This window comes from Thalassotalea euphylliae (assembly GCF_042682785.1).
In the GTDB taxonomy this organism is placed as follows: Bacteria; Pseudomonadota; Gammaproteobacteria; order Enterobacterales; family Alteromonadaceae; genus Thalassotalea_F; species Thalassotalea_F euphylliae.
The window spans coordinates 800,292-816,177 of record NZ_JBHUIB010000001.1; the positions used below are offsets into that span (position 1 = coordinate 800,292).

Consider the following 15,886-nt stretch of genomic DNA (forward strand, 5'->3'; position numbering starts at 1 on the left):
GCTATATTGACTAACAGAAAAATTAATTACATGTGCGCGAAATTTGGACGCACTAATCCTGTATTAGGCAAAAATTGGTGGACGATAAAGGGAAGTGGAAATTGAATGAGGTTGTTTAGATTGCAGAGCAGCTACAGATTCACTCAATATTTGAATATCTGTCGAGTCAACACTGGAATTTAGGACTGTCGTAGATGAGCAAGCATTTGCAGGACAAACACATTCAACATCACAACAATCTTCTGATTGACCATTACTGCTTTTATTCATTTCACCGTGGTTCATTCCTTCATGATGACTCATCTTGGAATGATCCATGCTCATGTGCGACTCGTGAGAGCCTGAAGACATTTCGCAAGACATAGCAGAATACGCAAATGCTTGCCCTACAAAGGCAACCAGCATAAGCGTTATTACTAAGACTTTTGAAAATGCTCTAGACATAAAATTCTCTTACAAATACACAACCCCAATAGTAATGTAAGTTTTCGAATAAGTAAATTAATGTCATGTAAACATTTATGAATATTTGATTATCGTCAAATTTTTCAACAGTATAAGTGACACATAATAATCTCGTCAGACTTCTTATTTTCGTTATTCAATGACTTTTATTTCAAGACTTTAGTTGCTCCCTCATTTCTAAAACTCGATCTGCTGAATAAGCTCCTGCTCTCATAACAACCAGTTCAACAAACGAAATATCAATTAACTTATGATCAGCATCAATCACATAATAACTCCCACTATGTGTGGTTATTTCTAACTTATCCTCAACAGCAGATTTGCTAATAACCTTTGAAGTTACTATTTGCTCAAATGGCCGAAATCTGAATGTTTCGTCGTCAATGACAACACCAGATAGAAACTCGCCGAGAAATAGCTTTTCAAATTCTTTATAATCATAGACCGAGAGTATGTAAGCACTCTTTAAATATGTTTTGTCCATTTGTTACTCCCTACTAATAGCCAGCAGGGAGCATTTCTCTCAGCTCTAATAACTCATTAGGAGAGTACATACACTCATGCATTAAATTGAATTCAAATACATTTACATCAAACTCTTTGGGTTCAGCATCTAAGGTATAAAAATCCGCACCAAAAGTTCTATATTCAAGACCGTTTACTTCCATGACTTTCGTGGTGAACAAAGCCTCACCTTTTTTACCGTTCTTACTATCCTCAGCAAAAGTTGCGTAAAGCACCTGTTCAACCTTATCTTTTAAGTCAGATTTAATTGAAATGAGTGTTGCGTTAGTTAGTTTTACTCTTGGTCTCATGCTTATGCTTCCTTCTTATCTTCTAAGCAAAACGGGCGGAAAAAACTAAGGTACTTAACTCCATTAACTTTTAGTAAATTGTTGTCAGCATCAAAATGTGACAGAACGCTAGCCTGATACAACGAAATATATTTTTCATAATCGATGGTGTTAAAAAAATTGGTATCGACACGGCGTGCATGGAAAACAAGAGCTTGCTGATCAACACGAACAATGAACTTCTGATCGCCATCTAGATTTTTGACTCGTAGACATAAATCAGGTTTATGCCAATCAGATACAAAGGAAGGAATCAGTGGGAAGCCATATACCAAATAGCGCATACCTTCGATTTTGAAGGTTGTTGGATTGAACTGAGCCTTATTTACTTTGCCGCTACTGAATAATTCAAGTGTCAACACCAGCCAGTGCTCATGCTTAGAAAATGTATTACCTTCAGAAATACAGCCTTCGAACTCACCATCATGGTTTACATGATTGATGTACATGTATTTTTTAATGTTATCCAAGGAAAGCTTTTCAAACGGAAACTTGCACGCGATTAGCCTGAAATAGCAATCATGAACTTTTAAATCTGCATATTGGACTATCAACGGATCATCAAAGGCATCAAAGTATGGTCGCCATTCTAGACGGAAATCAGGACCTGTATTTATTACAAATTTAGCGTCATCAGGTAGTCCTAAAACTTGATATATAACCGAAACTAACTCTAGCGTTTCGATATCGACTAGCATTAGGCTTTCAATACGGTTTGCCATTGACTCAATTTCTTTATGAAGCGACTCAATAATTTCTTGATCATCATATTCGTTGATCATTAAGTATTTCAGGGAATCGTGCTTTAGAATTGAGTCTAGATTATTATCGTCAAATACTTCCTTAAGGCGGATGTGAGTTTGTAAAAAGTCAGAACAGTTATAAACACCTATTGACCATAAACGCTCTGCATACAGGTCAGGAAACTCTAACAATAATGCAAAATTCTTGGCTTGGTTATTAAGCTTATTCTTTAGTTGAGGTAGTGAGATCATTTAGTTCTCCAAACAATGTTTGCAAACAAACAATGGCCTACGAACACATTGTTTACTTGAATGTTTGAATCACCAAATTTTCACGGATGCTCCGCTTCACTGCTCACGTTTTCCAAGGCGAAAAACATGTGTAGGCGTAGGCTGTCCGTTCAGCCTTCATCTTATAATATCGCCAAAAAACAAAATAACAACTTACGTATTTGTACAACTTTAGGTAGATATTTTGAGTTTGAACTCTGAAAAGCTAAGCCCAAATAGGGATACGACCATTTCTTCATTTATATTGGAACCGGGAAATTTTATTTCAAAATTTCCGATAATGCTATCTAAGTGGCTAGCTAATATTTTTACTAAAAATATTTCCGAGTTTGGTGAGAGAGCAGACAGTGCTATCAATGGGTTGTCAAAGGATTCAGCTTTTATTTTTACTAGTAAATCACCGTAACTGCCACAGCCGTAAAGACAAATAGCTACCCCTTCTTGGGCCTGCCCAAGGGGAATAGTTAATAATTTAGATAATCGTTTTGCCTGCCTTTTTATATTTACTAGCAGGTCTTCTTTATTAAAAGACATCAATACACCCAAAAACGGCAACGCTAGGCCACGCACCTATGTCACTCAGTTTTTATGTGAATATTTAATCTTTTAGTTCAGAGTAAATCCATTTCGTCCTGTTTTCGTGGGAACGGGCTTCTCTGAGAAGCCATCAAATATATTTTAAGACAGCTAACGGAATTTTAAAACACCATTGAAGCAGCCAACTGGTTCTATTAATTAAATCTATGAGCACCATAGGCGGTGCGCTACCAACAAGAGCCAGTGTTGTATTTATATAAGGCTAAATTATCTCAGGCCCAATTGTGCCAAGTGGCTCTTCAATTGATTTAGGTGGGTTTGTGAAATATTGAGGACCACCTTCAGTAAGATAAATGCAATCTTCAATTCGAACTCCGAACTCACCGGGGATATAAATTCCCGGTTCGTTACTGAAGCACATGCCTGCCTTTAATTTTGTTTTTTCGCCATGTACAAAGTTTATCTCTTCATGAATTTCCATACCTATACCGTGCCCAGTTCGGTGCGATAATCCCGGCGTTGCATAGCCCGGCCCGAATCCCTCTGATTCATAAAAAGATCTCACAGCATCATCCACATTAGTTGCTAAAACACCAATTTGAGCTGTCTTAAATACTATGTCTTGGCCTTTCCTTACAGTATTCCAAATTTTTCTGTGCCTGTTAGACGGTTCTCCAAAAACAAAAGTACGGCTAATATCTGAACGATATTCATGCACGTTACAACCGCTGTCCATTAGGATAATAGAACCCTTTTTCAAGATCTGAGGTTTCTTTGTTCCATGCGGTAAAGCACTTGATTCATTTGATAGTGCCATTGACCAAACACCATCGCCTCCCAATTGGGTTTGTGCAGAGTTCATTAGTGATTTTATGTCTTTCCCAGTCATTCCTTCTTCAAGGTTACTATATACATAGTTGTATGCAGCTAAGGTAATCTCATTTGCTTTTCTCATGAGTTGTAACTCATTTTTGCTTTTGAACATCCTGCATCCTTGCGTCACTGGATCAGCAGAAACATGGTTCATACTCGGCAATTCATTCATTATTCCTTCAAACACGAAATATCGTACCGACTCCTCAAAACCAATATTACCTTTTACAACTCCAACACTTTTCAAATGCTGAGCTAATGCTTTATAGGGGCTTTGATGTTCATTCCATGCTACAACTGCAATATCAGAATTAATACTTTCTTGGATAGTTGGTACTTCAAATTCTGGGCACACTACAAAGCAATTGCCTTCACGCGGTATAACAACGGAAGTTAGCCGTTCACTTCGCCACCATTTCAAATCACTGAAATATGTCATGGACGCCCCCGGCTCCAGAACCAAAGCATTAATGTCATAAATACTCATCAACTTTTGTGCTTTCTTAATTCGCTCTAGTCTCTCGAAGCTACTAATAGGTTTTACTGACGAAGTCAGATCTCTCAAAGCATTTTGGGAACTATTGCTAGTTGACGTTGAAGAAGCTGATGCAATCGGAACTAATCCAAGTGATGCAAAGGCAACTGCCGATTGCTTTAAAAAGGTTCTTTTTGTGTTTTGCATATTGATGCCTTAATCGTTAATCGCTTTTGTAGTTTAATAGTGATGTAATTGGTAGATAATTAACAGTTAATTGCACTGTGTACTTTTAATAGAAGGAAATGTTCCACCTCACAATTCGTTAATATTTACCTCAAATAGTTAGCAAATTGATATTCAAATTAAATGATAGGGGTTTAATAAATATTTCTGAAAACAAGTCATAATAAAATGATAGGGAAAAAGTGATAGGGTAATATTTCACACTTGATTCCCCACAAGCCTTGTAATACAATAGGTCTTGAATTGAGGATTTATCAACCTATCATTTCAGATTCTATAAAGATGGGCCAATCAAACCAATATGAACCATGCGCGTAACGGCTTGGTTGGAAGAACTCCCACAACGTTGGTAGCGTATACTCATCATGCCAATCGGCATTCATTTCACGCATCAGGTCTCGACTCGCCTCATAAATAGTCATGGTAGGATTAATGGTAAAATCCAAGGCAACTAACTCATCACGTACCTGCTCCCACTTTTCAGTGTCGGGCTTTGCCGCTTGGTCCCACAATCGACCAGCTTCACCGAAGCGGTCCTGCTCGTTGTTGTAGTTATACTCCGGAGAATAATGTTGGATGTGTTGATGCTCAAATAAGGCTTCGGGTAGACCATACCAATGCTCCATAGTCGTTAAGCCCAGCCTTGCAGAATCAATCACATTCATATTAGTCACTTCAAGTTGAGCATGATGCATCATACTCCCCAGCCCTTGATTCTTAGCTTCAGTAAGTGCTGATTTCATGATGGCTGGCGGTGCACCAAAAAACTTGATGCCTTTTGCACCTTGCTTAGCAATTGATTTGACCCATTTTTGGGCTTGCTTGGGTGTCGTGATCGGCTCATCCATTCCCATACCAAAACCAACATATGGAATAATGCGCGGTGCAACAATGGTATTGTCGTCACTACGCTTCACATGATCCATCACCCAATCAATACCATTAAAACTGCCTGGCTCTCTCACTGTTGTAATACCGTGTGCTAGCCACAGTTTAAACACATACTCCGCCGGTATATCGTCAGCACTGCCGCCTATATGGCCATGCATATCGATAAAGCCAGGTAGAATATACTGACCTTGGACATCTATTTCCTTGTCACCCTTTTGCGCTTCCGGACGTTTTTCGGGCTTAATCGGCACACCTGGGTGACCAACATTGACAATGCGAGTAATACGGTCATTTTCAATGACAATATCGACGGGCCCTCTTGCTGGTGCCCCTTCACCATTAACCATGATGCCGCCACGTAAAATAAGACGTTCATATGGCCCTTCGCCTTGATCTTTCTCAGGCGCTTTGGCCCCCGGAGCAGCCGCTATAGAGAAGGACAATAGCGTCGAGAAAAGCAAGGCGAATTTTTTCATGGTGATATCCTTAAATAGCTGGTGTGTAAATTCTTTGAGCAGGGTTATATAACACCCAAGAAGTTAAGACGTATTTGTCATTCGACCTAGGAACATTCCCCCTATGCGTATGAGTAAATCCGCATGGAGCAATGACCATAGTGCCGGCTTTCGGTTTAATACTTTTATTTTGGTAGTAGAAATCAGTTTCTCCACCGTCTTCAACATCATTCAAATAAATCAGAAACAAAAGTATACGATGCAACGCTTTGTTTTCGCCGAGCTCAGGAAAAATCTCTGAATGCCAGTAACCATAGTTTCCTTTATCTTTAGCATACTTTTGCGCATTTATAGAGTCGATGCGAAAAAGATAGCTCGCCAAATTGGCAAGATTTGGTTTACCTAACTCCTCAAAATTATCTTCGGTAAGTTGCACGGGGCCCTTGGTCACAGGATCTGTAACTTTTAACGATATCGAACTGATTAAACTAAAAAAGTATTTGCTAAAATAGTCCATTGTGCACTGTTTAACCGCTTGGTTTATTTGTTTTAAGTGCGGTGTAAAAGTACTGTGTTGATTCAGGTAGATGTCTTCACTGATTTTTTTTGTCGTATCTACACCACCGCCAGTGCGTCCAGCATTTTTGTGGGGACTCGCCTCGAAATCTTTGATCAGCTGCTGACAAAACTCTGGGGATAACGCGTTAGGATACTGCTCAATAAAGTCGGTCATCCGGTTGTTTCCTTTGTGTTTTTGGTAGAGGATACACTAGCCCGAAGGAAATTGTATAACGAATAAGAGTAACGCATGCCGTCAAATTATTTTTCCGAAATTATCACACCGAGGTTTAGCGATACCGACGCGCTAGGTCATATTAATAACACTATGGTGCCCGTTTGGTTTGAAGGTGCAAGAACACCGGTTTTTAAAATTTTCACGCCGGAACTTGCACTCGATAATTGGCCACTGATACTTGCCAAAATCGATGTCAATTTTGAAGCACAAATGTACTACGGTGAAAACTTTGAAGTCCGCACTTATATAAGCCGAATTGGCGGTTCATCTTTTGACGTCTACCAAGAGCTTTGGCAGCGCCACAAACGCGTTGCTAATGGTACTGCAGTGATGGTGCATTTTGACTACAAAACGCAAAATTCGGCGAGTATTCCTGACCATATTCGTACTTCGTTGTCTGCACATTTGTTCAGTGAAGATTAAATACTCGATTACACAATTTGCCGAGATTTTTACTATCCAATCTGGCGGCTCAGTGATAGAATCGATCGACTCAGTTAAGGTTTTTTAGGGTGCATCGCAAAGCGATTAATTTAGCGCCTAAGTCAGCGAGCAAAACAGCTCTCTGCCAAAGTAAATAGGAATAATACATGGCCAGTCGTGGTATTAATAAAGTCATCATTGTCGGTAACTTAGGACAAGATCCTGAAGTACGTTTTATGCCAAATGGTGGTGCTGTTGCTAATTTTACTGTGGCAACTAGTGAAACGTGGAAAGACAAGCAAAGTGGTGAACAAAAAGAGAAAACAGAGTGGCACCGCATTGTCATGTACCAACGACTTGCAGAAATCGCTGGCGAATACTTAAAGAAAGGCTCAAAAGTTTACCTGGAAGGACGCCTACAAACACGTAAATGGCAAAACCAACAAGGCCAAGATCAGTACACAACTGAAATCATCGTAAATGACATGCAAATGTTAGATTCTCGTGGTCAAGGTCAAAGTGGTGGCTTCCAGCAACAAAATAACTATAACCAACAACCTGCGGCTCAACAAAGCGGTGGTTTTAACCAGTCAGCACAAGCGCAGCAAAATAACTTTAACCAAGCACCTGCACAGCAGTCATCGAGCCAAAGTGGTGGCTTCAATCAGCAGCAAAGTGGTGGTTTTAACCAACAACCACAACAGAGCGGCGGTTTTAATCAGCAGCCACAACAAGGTGGCGGCTTTAATCAGCAACAAGGTGGTGGCTTCAACCAGCAACCTGCTCAGCAGCAAGCCAATGCACCAAAGGTTAACCCACAAGAGCCAACTATCGACTTTGATGACGATATTCCATTCTAGACCAACCCATTTAATAAAAAAAGCCCAGCATTTGCTGGGCTTTTTTATCGCTAACTTTTCTGACTAAAAGTGCACTTCGATACCGGCAAAAACACCATCAAAGTCGATGTCAGAATACAAATCATCTAAGTCTTCTAGCTCTAGACGCACCGAGCGATAGCCAGCCATAATATTCATATCAACAATCACGTTATCAATTAGGTCATAGCTCACACCTGCTTGATAGTCGTATAACGTGTGATCATCAAGCGATAAGAAATTACCTTCTGCAAAAAAGTTAAGGCCGGTTAATGGTAAGCCCACCTTTGTCCTCGCATAAAGCATTGGCACTATTTCTGAAGTTTTAATAGTGCCGTCAATAGGTACCTCAACTGGCGTACCTTCAGGGCCAGTGATTTCAACAGTCGATGATAGCTTCACATCACCGTCAAAATCACGTGCGGTTAAGCCAAAATCAAAGCTAAACAAGCCATTGTCGAAGAGCTCATAGTAAAACGTATAATCCATGTAGCTAACATCAAAAGCAGCATCAACCACTGAACCTGATGCAAAGTCTGTATCACCAAATGTGATATCTTGGGTCAGTGTCGTGTCGCCCATGGTATCTAGCTCAGACTTTGCGAGTTTTACGTTCGGGATAAATGGAAAAGGGTGTTCAACCGCAATATAAAAATAGTTCTGCGTTTCATCTTCTAAGCTGTAATCAACCTGACCACCACTTTCACCGAAGACACCTGAAGCTTCATTATCCCAAACATGGCCGCCTACATATACGCCAACAACATCCGCGTGTACCGATGTTGATATAAGCGCTGCAATACCAGCAGCCAATAATGTTTTTTTCATGAGTTACCCTTTGCTTAATAATTCATTAAGGTCAATTAATGCGGCGTTGGCTCGAGAAATGTAATTCGCCATCACCAATGAATGATTCGCTAACACACCAAAGCCATCACCGTTTAGTATCATAGGGCTCCAAACACTTTGTTGGCTTGCTTCTAGCTCTCTAATGATTTGCTGAACACTGACTTTCGCGTTTTTGTTCTCTAACACATCGTTAAAGTCAATTTCTATCGCCTTTAAGAAGTGCAGTAGCGCCCAGCATGCGCCGCGGGCTTCGTAAAATTCATTATCAATTTTCCACCAACTTGTTTTTACTGCTAAGTTTGATGATGTATACGTAGATTGCTGCGCAACACTGTCACCTGCTAGGTCTGTGTTAACGATTTCACGACCTACTGATGCACTTAAACGCTGAGAATAGCTACCTAAACGTTTCTCCACTTCACTTAACCACGCTCTAAGGTTGTCTGCACGTGCGTAAAACTGAGCGCTTTGGCTTTCAGTATTTGTCAGCGAACGGCGATAGTTATAGAAGTTCTTTATTGCTTTACCATATTCGCTCTCCGCTGAAGGTATTGCCCAACTGGTGTGATCAATATTCAACTGTGGCTGAGCTAGTTTTAAAAATTCATCTTCACGAGATTGTGATTGAGAGCGACTAAACTCTTGTCGCATGACAAGCGCCATGTCGCGAACCATTTCTAATACACCAAACTCCCATGATGGAATATTATCGAGAAACACTGACGGTGGTAGCGCATCATTGGCTAAATAGCCACCCGGCTTATCGAGTAATGTTTCAGTTACGCGGATCAGTGTTGTTGTAGTGGTATACCCGATAACAGGCGCCACGTTTTCTGCGGTTGCATCCTGTGTCACTTGTTCACGTACATCAAATTCTGAGGGTTCAAAACTCCAGAACACACCAATAAGGTACAACACAACGACAATGCTACCCAACACACCAAAGACAGACTTTGCTGAAATGCTCATGTTCATAACTCAACTCCTAATGATGGTGGTGATGCGAGGATTTAGCCTTTTTAAGGCTCTTTACCGGTAACAGCACGTCCAACGTTTTTTTATCTTCAAAGACTAACGTCACTGTAATGTTGTGACCTGCTTTGACTGGTTGTTCGATATCAAACATCATCAAATGTAAGCCCATTGGCTCCAATTCAACCATTTCACCAGCAGGAATCTCAATAAAGGCCACTTCACCCATTTTCATCATGCCGTCTTCCATTACGTGCTCATGAATTTCAATGCGCGGAATCTCTGCACTTTTCGCAGCAACCAGCTTTTTATTTTGCTCTGTACCATTATGAATCTGCATGTATGCAGAAGTGATTTTGTTACCTGGAATAACTTCTCTGATATAGCCATTTTCAACGGAGACTGACTGCGCGAAAATACTCGCACTAGTGACTAAGCCAACGAACGCACAACACAGTTGACGAAAAATATTCATAGCTTCCTATACATCCTTTTTGAGAACGATTATGGTTGGACTGATTTTTATTGTAACCAAGCTAGCTGAAAATGGATAACTTAATTCACCATAAAGAACAAAACGGCATACTAACTATCACCTTGAATCGCTTTGAAAAAAAGAATGCCCTCACAGGTGACATGTATATGCAACTGTGCCATTTATTCAACTACGCAAGTAAAACCTCGTCTGTTCACTGTGTCGTTATCCAAGGTGACGACCAATGTTTTTGTGCCGGCAATGACCTTCAAGATTTTCTCGCTTGCCAAGAAGGTGAAGAACTTGCTGCGTTTACATTTGTGCAAACACTCGCCGCCTTCGATAAACCACTTGTTGCCGCAGTCGCTGGCCCAGCGGTTGGTATAGGAACTACACTATTGCTGCATGCTGATATTGTAGTTGCCAGTCCAAACAGCAAATTTGCCTTACCATTTAGCCAAATAGGCTTGTGTCCAGAGGCAGGTTCTAGTGCCTTATTAACTCAGCTAGTAGGTCATGTAAAAGCTTTTGAGTTACTTGTTATTGGTCAAACGTTTTCGGCAGAAAAAGCATTGGCACTCAATTTAATCACAGAGGTTATTAGTAGTGATGAATTACTTGATAAGGCCCAAACATATGCTGAAACAATAGCTGCTTTGCCTCATGATGCGGTCTTAACCTCACGTCGATTGTTAAAAGAGGCAAACCAATCTCTGGTAAAAAAAGCAATGGCTAGCGAGTTCGATGCATTCTCGCGATTAATGCAAACTGACGAATGCAAATCGATTTTATCCAAGTTCTTATCTAAATAGCGCCAAAAATGAAAGCACGAGCTTATGCTCGTGCTACTTTGTGTTTTGGCTCTCTCAACACTAACCATAAAATAAAAGCGACTAAGAATATTGGCCAAAAAACACCTATCACCGCGAGTGCTATAGCACCAAACACCAACAAGCCTGCAAAAATAACCGAACCAAAAACTGTCAATACAATCGCTAAAGCGGCAATGACTAAAGCAACTGTCACCAAGGCTGCGATACTAATTGCTTTTAATGGCTCAATGAGTTCATCGCCCATGTAAACATCAACATCAAACATATCAAGTAAGCTAATGCCAAGTACGTAAGTGATAAAAAGCGTGGCAATGATCGCTAATAACAATGATTTAAAAAATGACATCCTTCTCTCCCTTTTGATTTTATGATGTTTATATGGCGTATGAATAGATGCGTATTAGCTGTCTATAAGCGGTTAGGCATTAGCATTGCCGCGACTACATAGGCTACGCCTGTCGCTACCGGGAATGTCACAAGTGCTACGATTGCACCAACCCGAACTGCCAAGCGAGGAACCTCATAGTGTCTAGCAATACCTGCACATACGCCTGACAACTTTTTGTGAACTAAGTCTTTCGACAATGTTTTTTTGATATAACTGCGTTGATAACTCATAATTTTCCTCACTATTCACTACATTTGCTTTCGCTTTGCAATCGCCGCAATCCCTGCAGCAATGGCGAAAATAATGACGGGTGCCAAACTTATCCACAAAAACACCCAGTCAACATCCATGTTCCTAGTTCCCTGCGAAATGATTAACCATTAACCACTTTCTTCTTCAGTTCAGCCAGCTCTGTGTCAATTGAATCGTTCGCTTCTAAATCGCGGAACTGGCTTTCCAAGTCTTGATTCTGCGTCATGTCGTACGCTTCTACTTCAGCCTCTACGCGTTCAATCTTTTCTTGATATCGGTCGAAACGTGCCATTGCTTCATCAATGTTGTACTGCGCTGATTTTTCTCGTACTTTCAAGCGGACAACGGCTGACTCTTGACGCAGTACTAGTGCTTCCTGGCGACGTTTTGCTTCACTAAGCTTTTGCTGTAAGCGTTGACTGTCTTCTTGAACCGCCGCTAGAAATTCTTCCAACTTTACTGATTCCTCTTGCAAGCCATCAAGCTGCTGCTGCACCTTATGCTTCTCACCTAACGCACTTTTAGCTAAATCATCACGGCCTTTACTGATGGCCAACTCTGCTTTTTCTTGCCAATAATTCACGCTCTTCTCGAGGCTAGCTTGTTGGCGAGCAACTGATTTTTGCTCAGCAATGTGTTTTGCAGCGGTTGCTCTTACTTCAACCAGCGTTTCTTCCATTTCTTGGATAATCAAGCGGATCATCTTTTGTGGATCTTCAGCCTTATCTAACATGCTGTTGATGTTGGCATTGATGATGTCCGCAAATCTTGAAAACATACCCATAACTTACTCCTACTCTTCTTCTGCTGTTTTATCTGTTGATTCTTTTTCATTTTGGCTAGCAGCTGTTGATTCAGCTTCTTCATCTGACCAAGACAACGTGCTATCTACACTAAATTGTTCCAAACTTGATGTTATTGAGTGTTGAAGCTGATCTGCCAGCGTAGCCATCACTTGTTTTCCTTGTGCAAGAACGAACTGAGATACTGCTTGTTCAGTTGACACTTGCGCCGCATTTGCTGAACCACTTGCGAATGCTACAAACGACAAAGATGTCATCAAAGCTAAGGTGGTTTTACGTAACGTGTTCATCTCACTTTCCTTTTCTTAATTAAATAAACCAATATGGTTTGTTCGTTTGTTATAGGTATTACAAGTGATGTGCCAAGGTTTAAAAAATTTATAAACACTTGTTTTAAAAGGAATTTACTAAAAATAGAAACATGACCAACAACCGGTGACATATTATGTCGAACTAATAATTGGTAAATTTAACCACTGACTTAGCCAAATATGCCAAGTGAGATTTAACACCTATATGAGAGAATAAATTTTGAAAGATTTGTGGTGTGTAAAAATGCCAAATTCGCTGCTATAGAGAGGAAAAAAGAGGGACAACGCCGTTGGCATTAGATTAAATAAGCTTCCGTCATCATTTGAAAAGACGAAAAAACAAAGGCGTAACAAGGGGCTTGAGGAAATGAGCTTTTGCTACATAAGCCACTAGCTTTGCTCCCCCTGCACTACAGGTAGCACCTGGGTAGCTCCCCACTCAGCCCAAGAGCCATCATACACATGTATCCTCACATTAATATTAGCAACCTGTGCTGCCAAGGCGAGTATGCAAGCAGTGATACCAGAGCCGCACGAAGTGACTATCGAATTGGCGCTTCCAAGTTTATTCGTAAAAACCGCTTTCAACACCGATGGAGGTTTGAGTAAACCGTCTGATAAGAGCGCTGAATATGGCATGTTGGAGGCATTTGGCATATGGCCGTTGCGAACACCTGACCTAGGCTCTGGAACTGTACCAATAAATCTTCCCTGAGCTCTGGCGTCCAATACGCAATAGTCTTTGTTTTCTAGCGCTTTTAAAACAAAGCTTGAATCAACAAAATAGTCGTCTTGCGGCTTTGCAGTAAAATTACCAGCTACCGACTCAGATGAAGCACTACCGATAGCTTGACGTGTTGGTAGTCCTAAACGTAACCATTGCGGTAAGCCACCATCTAACACTGAGACTTGCTTATGTCCCATGGCTTTTAGCATCCACCAAGCTCTTGCCGCAGAGAATAAGCCAAGATCATCATAGACAACCACATGGCTGTCATCATTTATCCCGAGACTTCTGCATTGCTGTTGAAAAGCGTTTGCTGACAGCATTGTGTGAGGAAACGGCGCGTAGGAATCAGAAAAGTCATTTTCAATATCCATTCTTTTGGCTGAGCCAATAACTACACCAGGCCATTTTGCTTCTGGCCGGTGGCCGCCACCGACAGGCGGTAAACTTGCATCAATAATAACAATATTTGGATCAGCAATATGACTTGCTAAGTCCTTTGCAGATACTAAAGGGGAGGATAGTGACATAATCGATAAGCACGTTATTTTCTATTAGCTTATCAATCTTAAACAGATTAGAAAATTGAAAAGTGGTGAGGCTAAGGTATCACCACTTAGGGGCACTCTTTACGTGATAGTTTGTTAGACAGTGCGCTTGGATCAGATTCAAATGCACTAACAATCAGTGATGTTGCCAAGACAGCTAAACATGGCACCATCATGACACCGAATAATGCAGGTAAACTCAACATAAGCATTCCTTATTCGCCGCGTGTATCTGCTTTATTTTCAACGTCTACTTTTGCCACCATACTGTTGTCAACGTTTACAGCCGGTAATTGCATAGTGCGTAGAGCAAACAAAATGTCTTGATTAACTTGTTGAGCAACAGCGTCTGATACCACTGTATGTTGTTGCTTAACTAATGCTTCAGTTACTTGTTCGACATTGCCTGTCTCTGCCGCAAAGACGCTACCACTAACTAACGCGCCGATTAAGGTACAGGTAAGATGTAATGTTTTCATGGCTTTTTCCTTTTCACTTTATGTGTGTACTAATTAAGTTGCATTAACTAGTACAAAGGTTGTGCCAGCGAGTGAAAAAAATTACATATCAATGATAAATAAGGAAATTTAATTTTTCCGTAGAAATGAAAAAGCGCCAAACTCACCTCGGTAAGCTAGCGCTTTAGTATTTTTGACCAATTATTAGTCTTTTTGTAACTACTCTGTTACAAATTCAAATGCACGCTTAAGTACATCACCAGTGGCTTCAGGTGAACCCGCATTTTCACTCAGATAACGACGAAACTGTTTTGCTCCCGCTAAACCGTTGCACATGCCTAACATGTGCCTTGTCACATGAGACGCTTTCGCCTTATTACCACCGGCAATATGTTTATCAATATAGCCCGCCATTTTCTCAATAATCTCACCGCGAGTAATTAATGGCTTGTCTGTCTGATAAACGAGATTGTCAGCTTCTGCCAATAAATAAGGGTTTGCATAAAACTCGCGCCCGATCATCACTCCATCAATATGGTTTAGATGCTCTAATGTTTCATCATACGTTTTGATGCCACCATTAATTGATATAGCCAGTTCTGGAAACTCTTTTTTAATTTGATATACGCGGCCGTAATCAAGTGGCGGAATATCGCGATTTTGTTTTGGGCTTAAACCAGATAACCATGCCTTGCGCGCATGAATAATAAAATGCTCGCAACCAGAGGCAGAAACAATCGAAATGAACTCTTGCAGAAATTCATAGCTGTCTTGATCGTCGATACCAATACGCGACTTGACCGTGACAGGGATGTCTACTGCTTCTTTCATTCGCGTCACACACTCAGCAACTAACGCAGGTTCAGCCATTAAACAGGCACCGAAGCGACCGTTTTGCACGCGATCTGACGGGCAACCAACGTTAATATTAATTTCATCGTAACCAAGTTCTGAAGCACGCTTAGCGCACTGCGCCATCGCTTCTGGATCACTGCCGCCTAACTGTAGAACGAGTGGATGCTCTTCCTCGTTGTAACCAAGGTAGTCACCTTTACCAAAAATAATCGCACCTGTTGTTACCATCTCGGTATATAGCACAGTGTTTGCAGACATTAGGCGGTAAAAGTAGCGACAATGACGGTCCGTCCAATCAAGCATGGGGGCAACGCTCATTCTGTGCCTAAAATACGGTTTCTCACTCATAAAACATACACTTTTCGAATATTAAACAACCAAATTTGTCTAATAGAAAATTAAAAACTCTCAATACCACCTATTTTACCCCAATATTACCCCTAAAGTACCCCATAAATTAGTAGGACGAATGCGCACAGTAAAGTTAA

Annotated in this window: 21 protein-coding genes and 1 pseudogene; 3 read left to right on the forward strand and 19 right to left on the reverse strand. The window is 40.8% G+C overall.

The genetic code is table 11. The features are described from left to right. Nucleotides 1–63: 63 nt before the first annotated feature. From ACFSJY_RS03600 to ACFSJY_RS03635, 8 genes and pseudogenes are all read right to left on the reverse strand, one after another. Entirely contained in the window at nt 64–444 is a 381-nt protein-coding gene (locus ACFSJY_RS03600) for a hypothetical protein (protein ID WP_116001662.1), read from the reverse strand. Nucleotides 445–616: 172 nt separating this feature from the next. Beyond that, nucleotides 617–949, reverse strand: a complete 333-nt coding sequence (locus tag ACFSJY_RS03605; protein WP_116001664.1) for a hypothetical protein — start codon at nt 947–949, stop codon at nt 617–619. A gap of 13 nt (nt 950–962) precedes the next feature. Beyond that, on the reverse strand, nt 963–1,280 hold the full coding sequence (locus tag ACFSJY_RS03610; RefSeq protein WP_116001666.1) for a hypothetical protein: 318 nt from the start codon (nt 1,278–1,280) through the stop codon (nt 963–965). Between the two features lie 2 nt (nt 1,281–1,282). Next, nucleotides 1,283–2,314 (reverse strand): hypothetical protein, encoded by a 1,032-nt coding sequence (locus ACFSJY_RS03615; protein WP_386031187.1) that lies wholly within the window; start codon nt 2,312–2,314, stop codon nt 1,283–1,285. 210 nt (nt 2,315–2,524) lie between these two features. Beyond that, on the reverse strand, nt 2,525–2,887 hold the full coding sequence (locus ACFSJY_RS03620) for a hypothetical protein (RefSeq protein ID WP_386031189.1): 363 nt from the start codon (nt 2,885–2,887) through the stop codon (nt 2,525–2,527). Between the two features lie 265 nt (nt 2,888–3,152). After that, a complete protein-coding gene (locus tag ACFSJY_RS03625) occupies nt 3,153–4,445 on the reverse strand; it encodes a M24 family metallopeptidase (protein WP_386031191.1) in 1,293 nt (430 codons plus the stop codon). Between the two features lie 326 nt (nt 4,446–4,771). After that, nucleotides 4,772–5,851: pseudogene (locus ACFSJY_RS03630) on the reverse strand (amidohydrolase family protein); the annotation flags it as partial. 10 nt (nt 5,852–5,861) lie between these two features. Beyond that, on the reverse strand, nt 5,862–6,563 hold the full coding sequence (locus ACFSJY_RS03635; protein ID WP_386031193.1) for a 2OG-Fe(II) oxygenase: 702 nt from the start codon (nt 6,561–6,563) through the stop codon (nt 5,862–5,864). Nucleotides 6,564–6,638: 75 nt separating this feature from the next. Between ACFSJY_RS03635 and ACFSJY_RS03640 the strand changes: the two genes are divergently transcribed. Both ACFSJY_RS03640 and ssb read left to right on the forward strand, forming a co-directional pair. Continuing rightward, nucleotides 6,639–7,049, forward strand: a complete 411-nt coding sequence (locus ACFSJY_RS03640; RefSeq protein ID WP_386031195.1) for an acyl-CoA thioesterase — start codon at nt 6,639–6,641, stop codon at nt 7,047–7,049. Nucleotides 7,050–7,216: 167 nt separating this feature from the next. After that, entirely contained in the window at nt 7,217–7,909 is a 693-nt protein-coding gene (gene ssb / locus ACFSJY_RS03645) for a single-stranded DNA-binding protein (RefSeq protein ID WP_386031197.1), read from the forward strand. A 63-nt stretch (nt 7,910–7,972) separates the two neighbouring features. Here ssb and ACFSJY_RS03650 read toward each other — a convergent pair whose 3' ends face one another. The 3 genes from ACFSJY_RS03650 to ACFSJY_RS03660 are packed head-to-tail and all read right to left on the reverse strand — an operon-like array spanning nt 7,973 to nt 10,223. Then, nucleotides 7,973–8,755: a TIGR04219 family outer membrane beta-barrel protein gene (locus ACFSJY_RS03650; protein WP_386031199.1), complete on the reverse strand. Its 783-nt coding sequence runs from the start codon at nt 8,753–8,755 to the stop codon at nt 7,973–7,975. A gap of 3 nt (nt 8,756–8,758) precedes the next feature. Beyond that, nucleotides 8,759–9,751, reverse strand: a complete 993-nt coding sequence (locus ACFSJY_RS03655; RefSeq protein WP_386031201.1) for a DUF2333 family protein — start codon at nt 9,749–9,751, stop codon at nt 8,759–8,761. A gap of 10 nt (nt 9,752–9,761) precedes the next feature. Continuing rightward, nucleotides 9,762–10,223: a copper chaperone PCu(A)C gene (locus tag ACFSJY_RS03660; protein ID WP_386031203.1), complete on the reverse strand. Its 462-nt coding sequence runs from the start codon at nt 10,221–10,223 to the stop codon at nt 9,762–9,764. Between the two features lie 71 nt (nt 10,224–10,294). On the opposite strand from ACFSJY_RS03660, the gene ACFSJY_RS03665 reads away from it, so the two are divergent. Next, on the forward strand, nt 10,295–11,035 hold the full coding sequence (locus ACFSJY_RS03665) for an enoyl-CoA hydratase-related protein (RefSeq protein ID WP_386031206.1): 741 nt from the start codon (nt 10,295–10,297) through the stop codon (nt 11,033–11,035). A 22-nt stretch (nt 11,036–11,057) separates the two neighbouring features. Here the strand turns inward: ACFSJY_RS03665 and ACFSJY_RS03670 are convergent, their stop codons facing one another. The 8 genes from ACFSJY_RS03670 to dusA all read right to left on the reverse strand — a co-directional run bounded on the left by ACFSJY_RS03670 (nt 11,058) and on the right by dusA (nt 15,746). Next, entirely contained in the window at nt 11,058–11,402 is a 345-nt protein-coding gene (locus tag ACFSJY_RS03670; protein ID WP_386031208.1) for a hypothetical protein, read from the reverse strand. A 62-nt stretch (nt 11,403–11,464) separates the two neighbouring features. After that, entirely contained in the window at nt 11,465–11,674 is a 210-nt protein-coding gene (locus ACFSJY_RS03675; RefSeq protein ID WP_386031210.1) for a PspC domain-containing protein, read from the reverse strand. Nucleotides 11,675–11,817: 143 nt separating this feature from the next. Then, the gene (pspA, locus tag ACFSJY_RS03680) at nt 11,818–12,474 is read right to left on the reverse strand and encodes a phage shock protein PspA (RefSeq protein WP_386031212.1); all 657 of its coding nucleotides are present in this window, start codon (nt 12,472–12,474) and stop codon (nt 11,818–11,820) included. A 15-nt stretch (nt 12,475–12,489) separates the two neighbouring features. Then, nucleotides 12,490–12,789, reverse strand: coding sequence for a hypothetical protein (locus ACFSJY_RS03685; protein WP_386031214.1), 300 nt, complete (start codon nt 12,787–12,789; stop codon nt 12,490–12,492). Nucleotides 12,790–13,200: 411 nt separating this feature from the next. Then, nucleotides 13,201–14,067: a sulfurtransferase gene (locus ACFSJY_RS03690; protein WP_386031216.1), complete on the reverse strand. Its 867-nt coding sequence runs from the start codon at nt 14,065–14,067 to the stop codon at nt 13,201–13,203. Between the two features lie 86 nt (nt 14,068–14,153). After that, nucleotides 14,154–14,291 carry a hypothetical protein gene (locus tag ACFSJY_RS03695; protein ID WP_386031218.1) on the reverse strand — a complete coding sequence of 46 codons (138 nt, stop codon included), beginning with the start codon at nt 14,289–14,291 and terminating at the stop codon, nt 14,154–14,156. A 9-nt stretch (nt 14,292–14,300) separates the two neighbouring features. Beyond that, nucleotides 14,301–14,564: a hypothetical protein gene (locus tag ACFSJY_RS03700; RefSeq protein ID WP_386031220.1), complete on the reverse strand. Its 264-nt coding sequence runs from the start codon at nt 14,562–14,564 to the stop codon at nt 14,301–14,303. Nucleotides 14,565–14,762: 198 nt separating this feature from the next. After that, the gene (gene dusA / locus ACFSJY_RS03705; RefSeq protein WP_386031222.1) at nt 14,763–15,746 is read right to left on the reverse strand and encodes a tRNA dihydrouridine(20/20a) synthase DusA; all 984 of its coding nucleotides are present in this window, start codon (nt 15,744–15,746) and stop codon (nt 14,763–14,765) included. Nucleotides 15,747–15,886 lie beyond the last annotated feature (140 nt).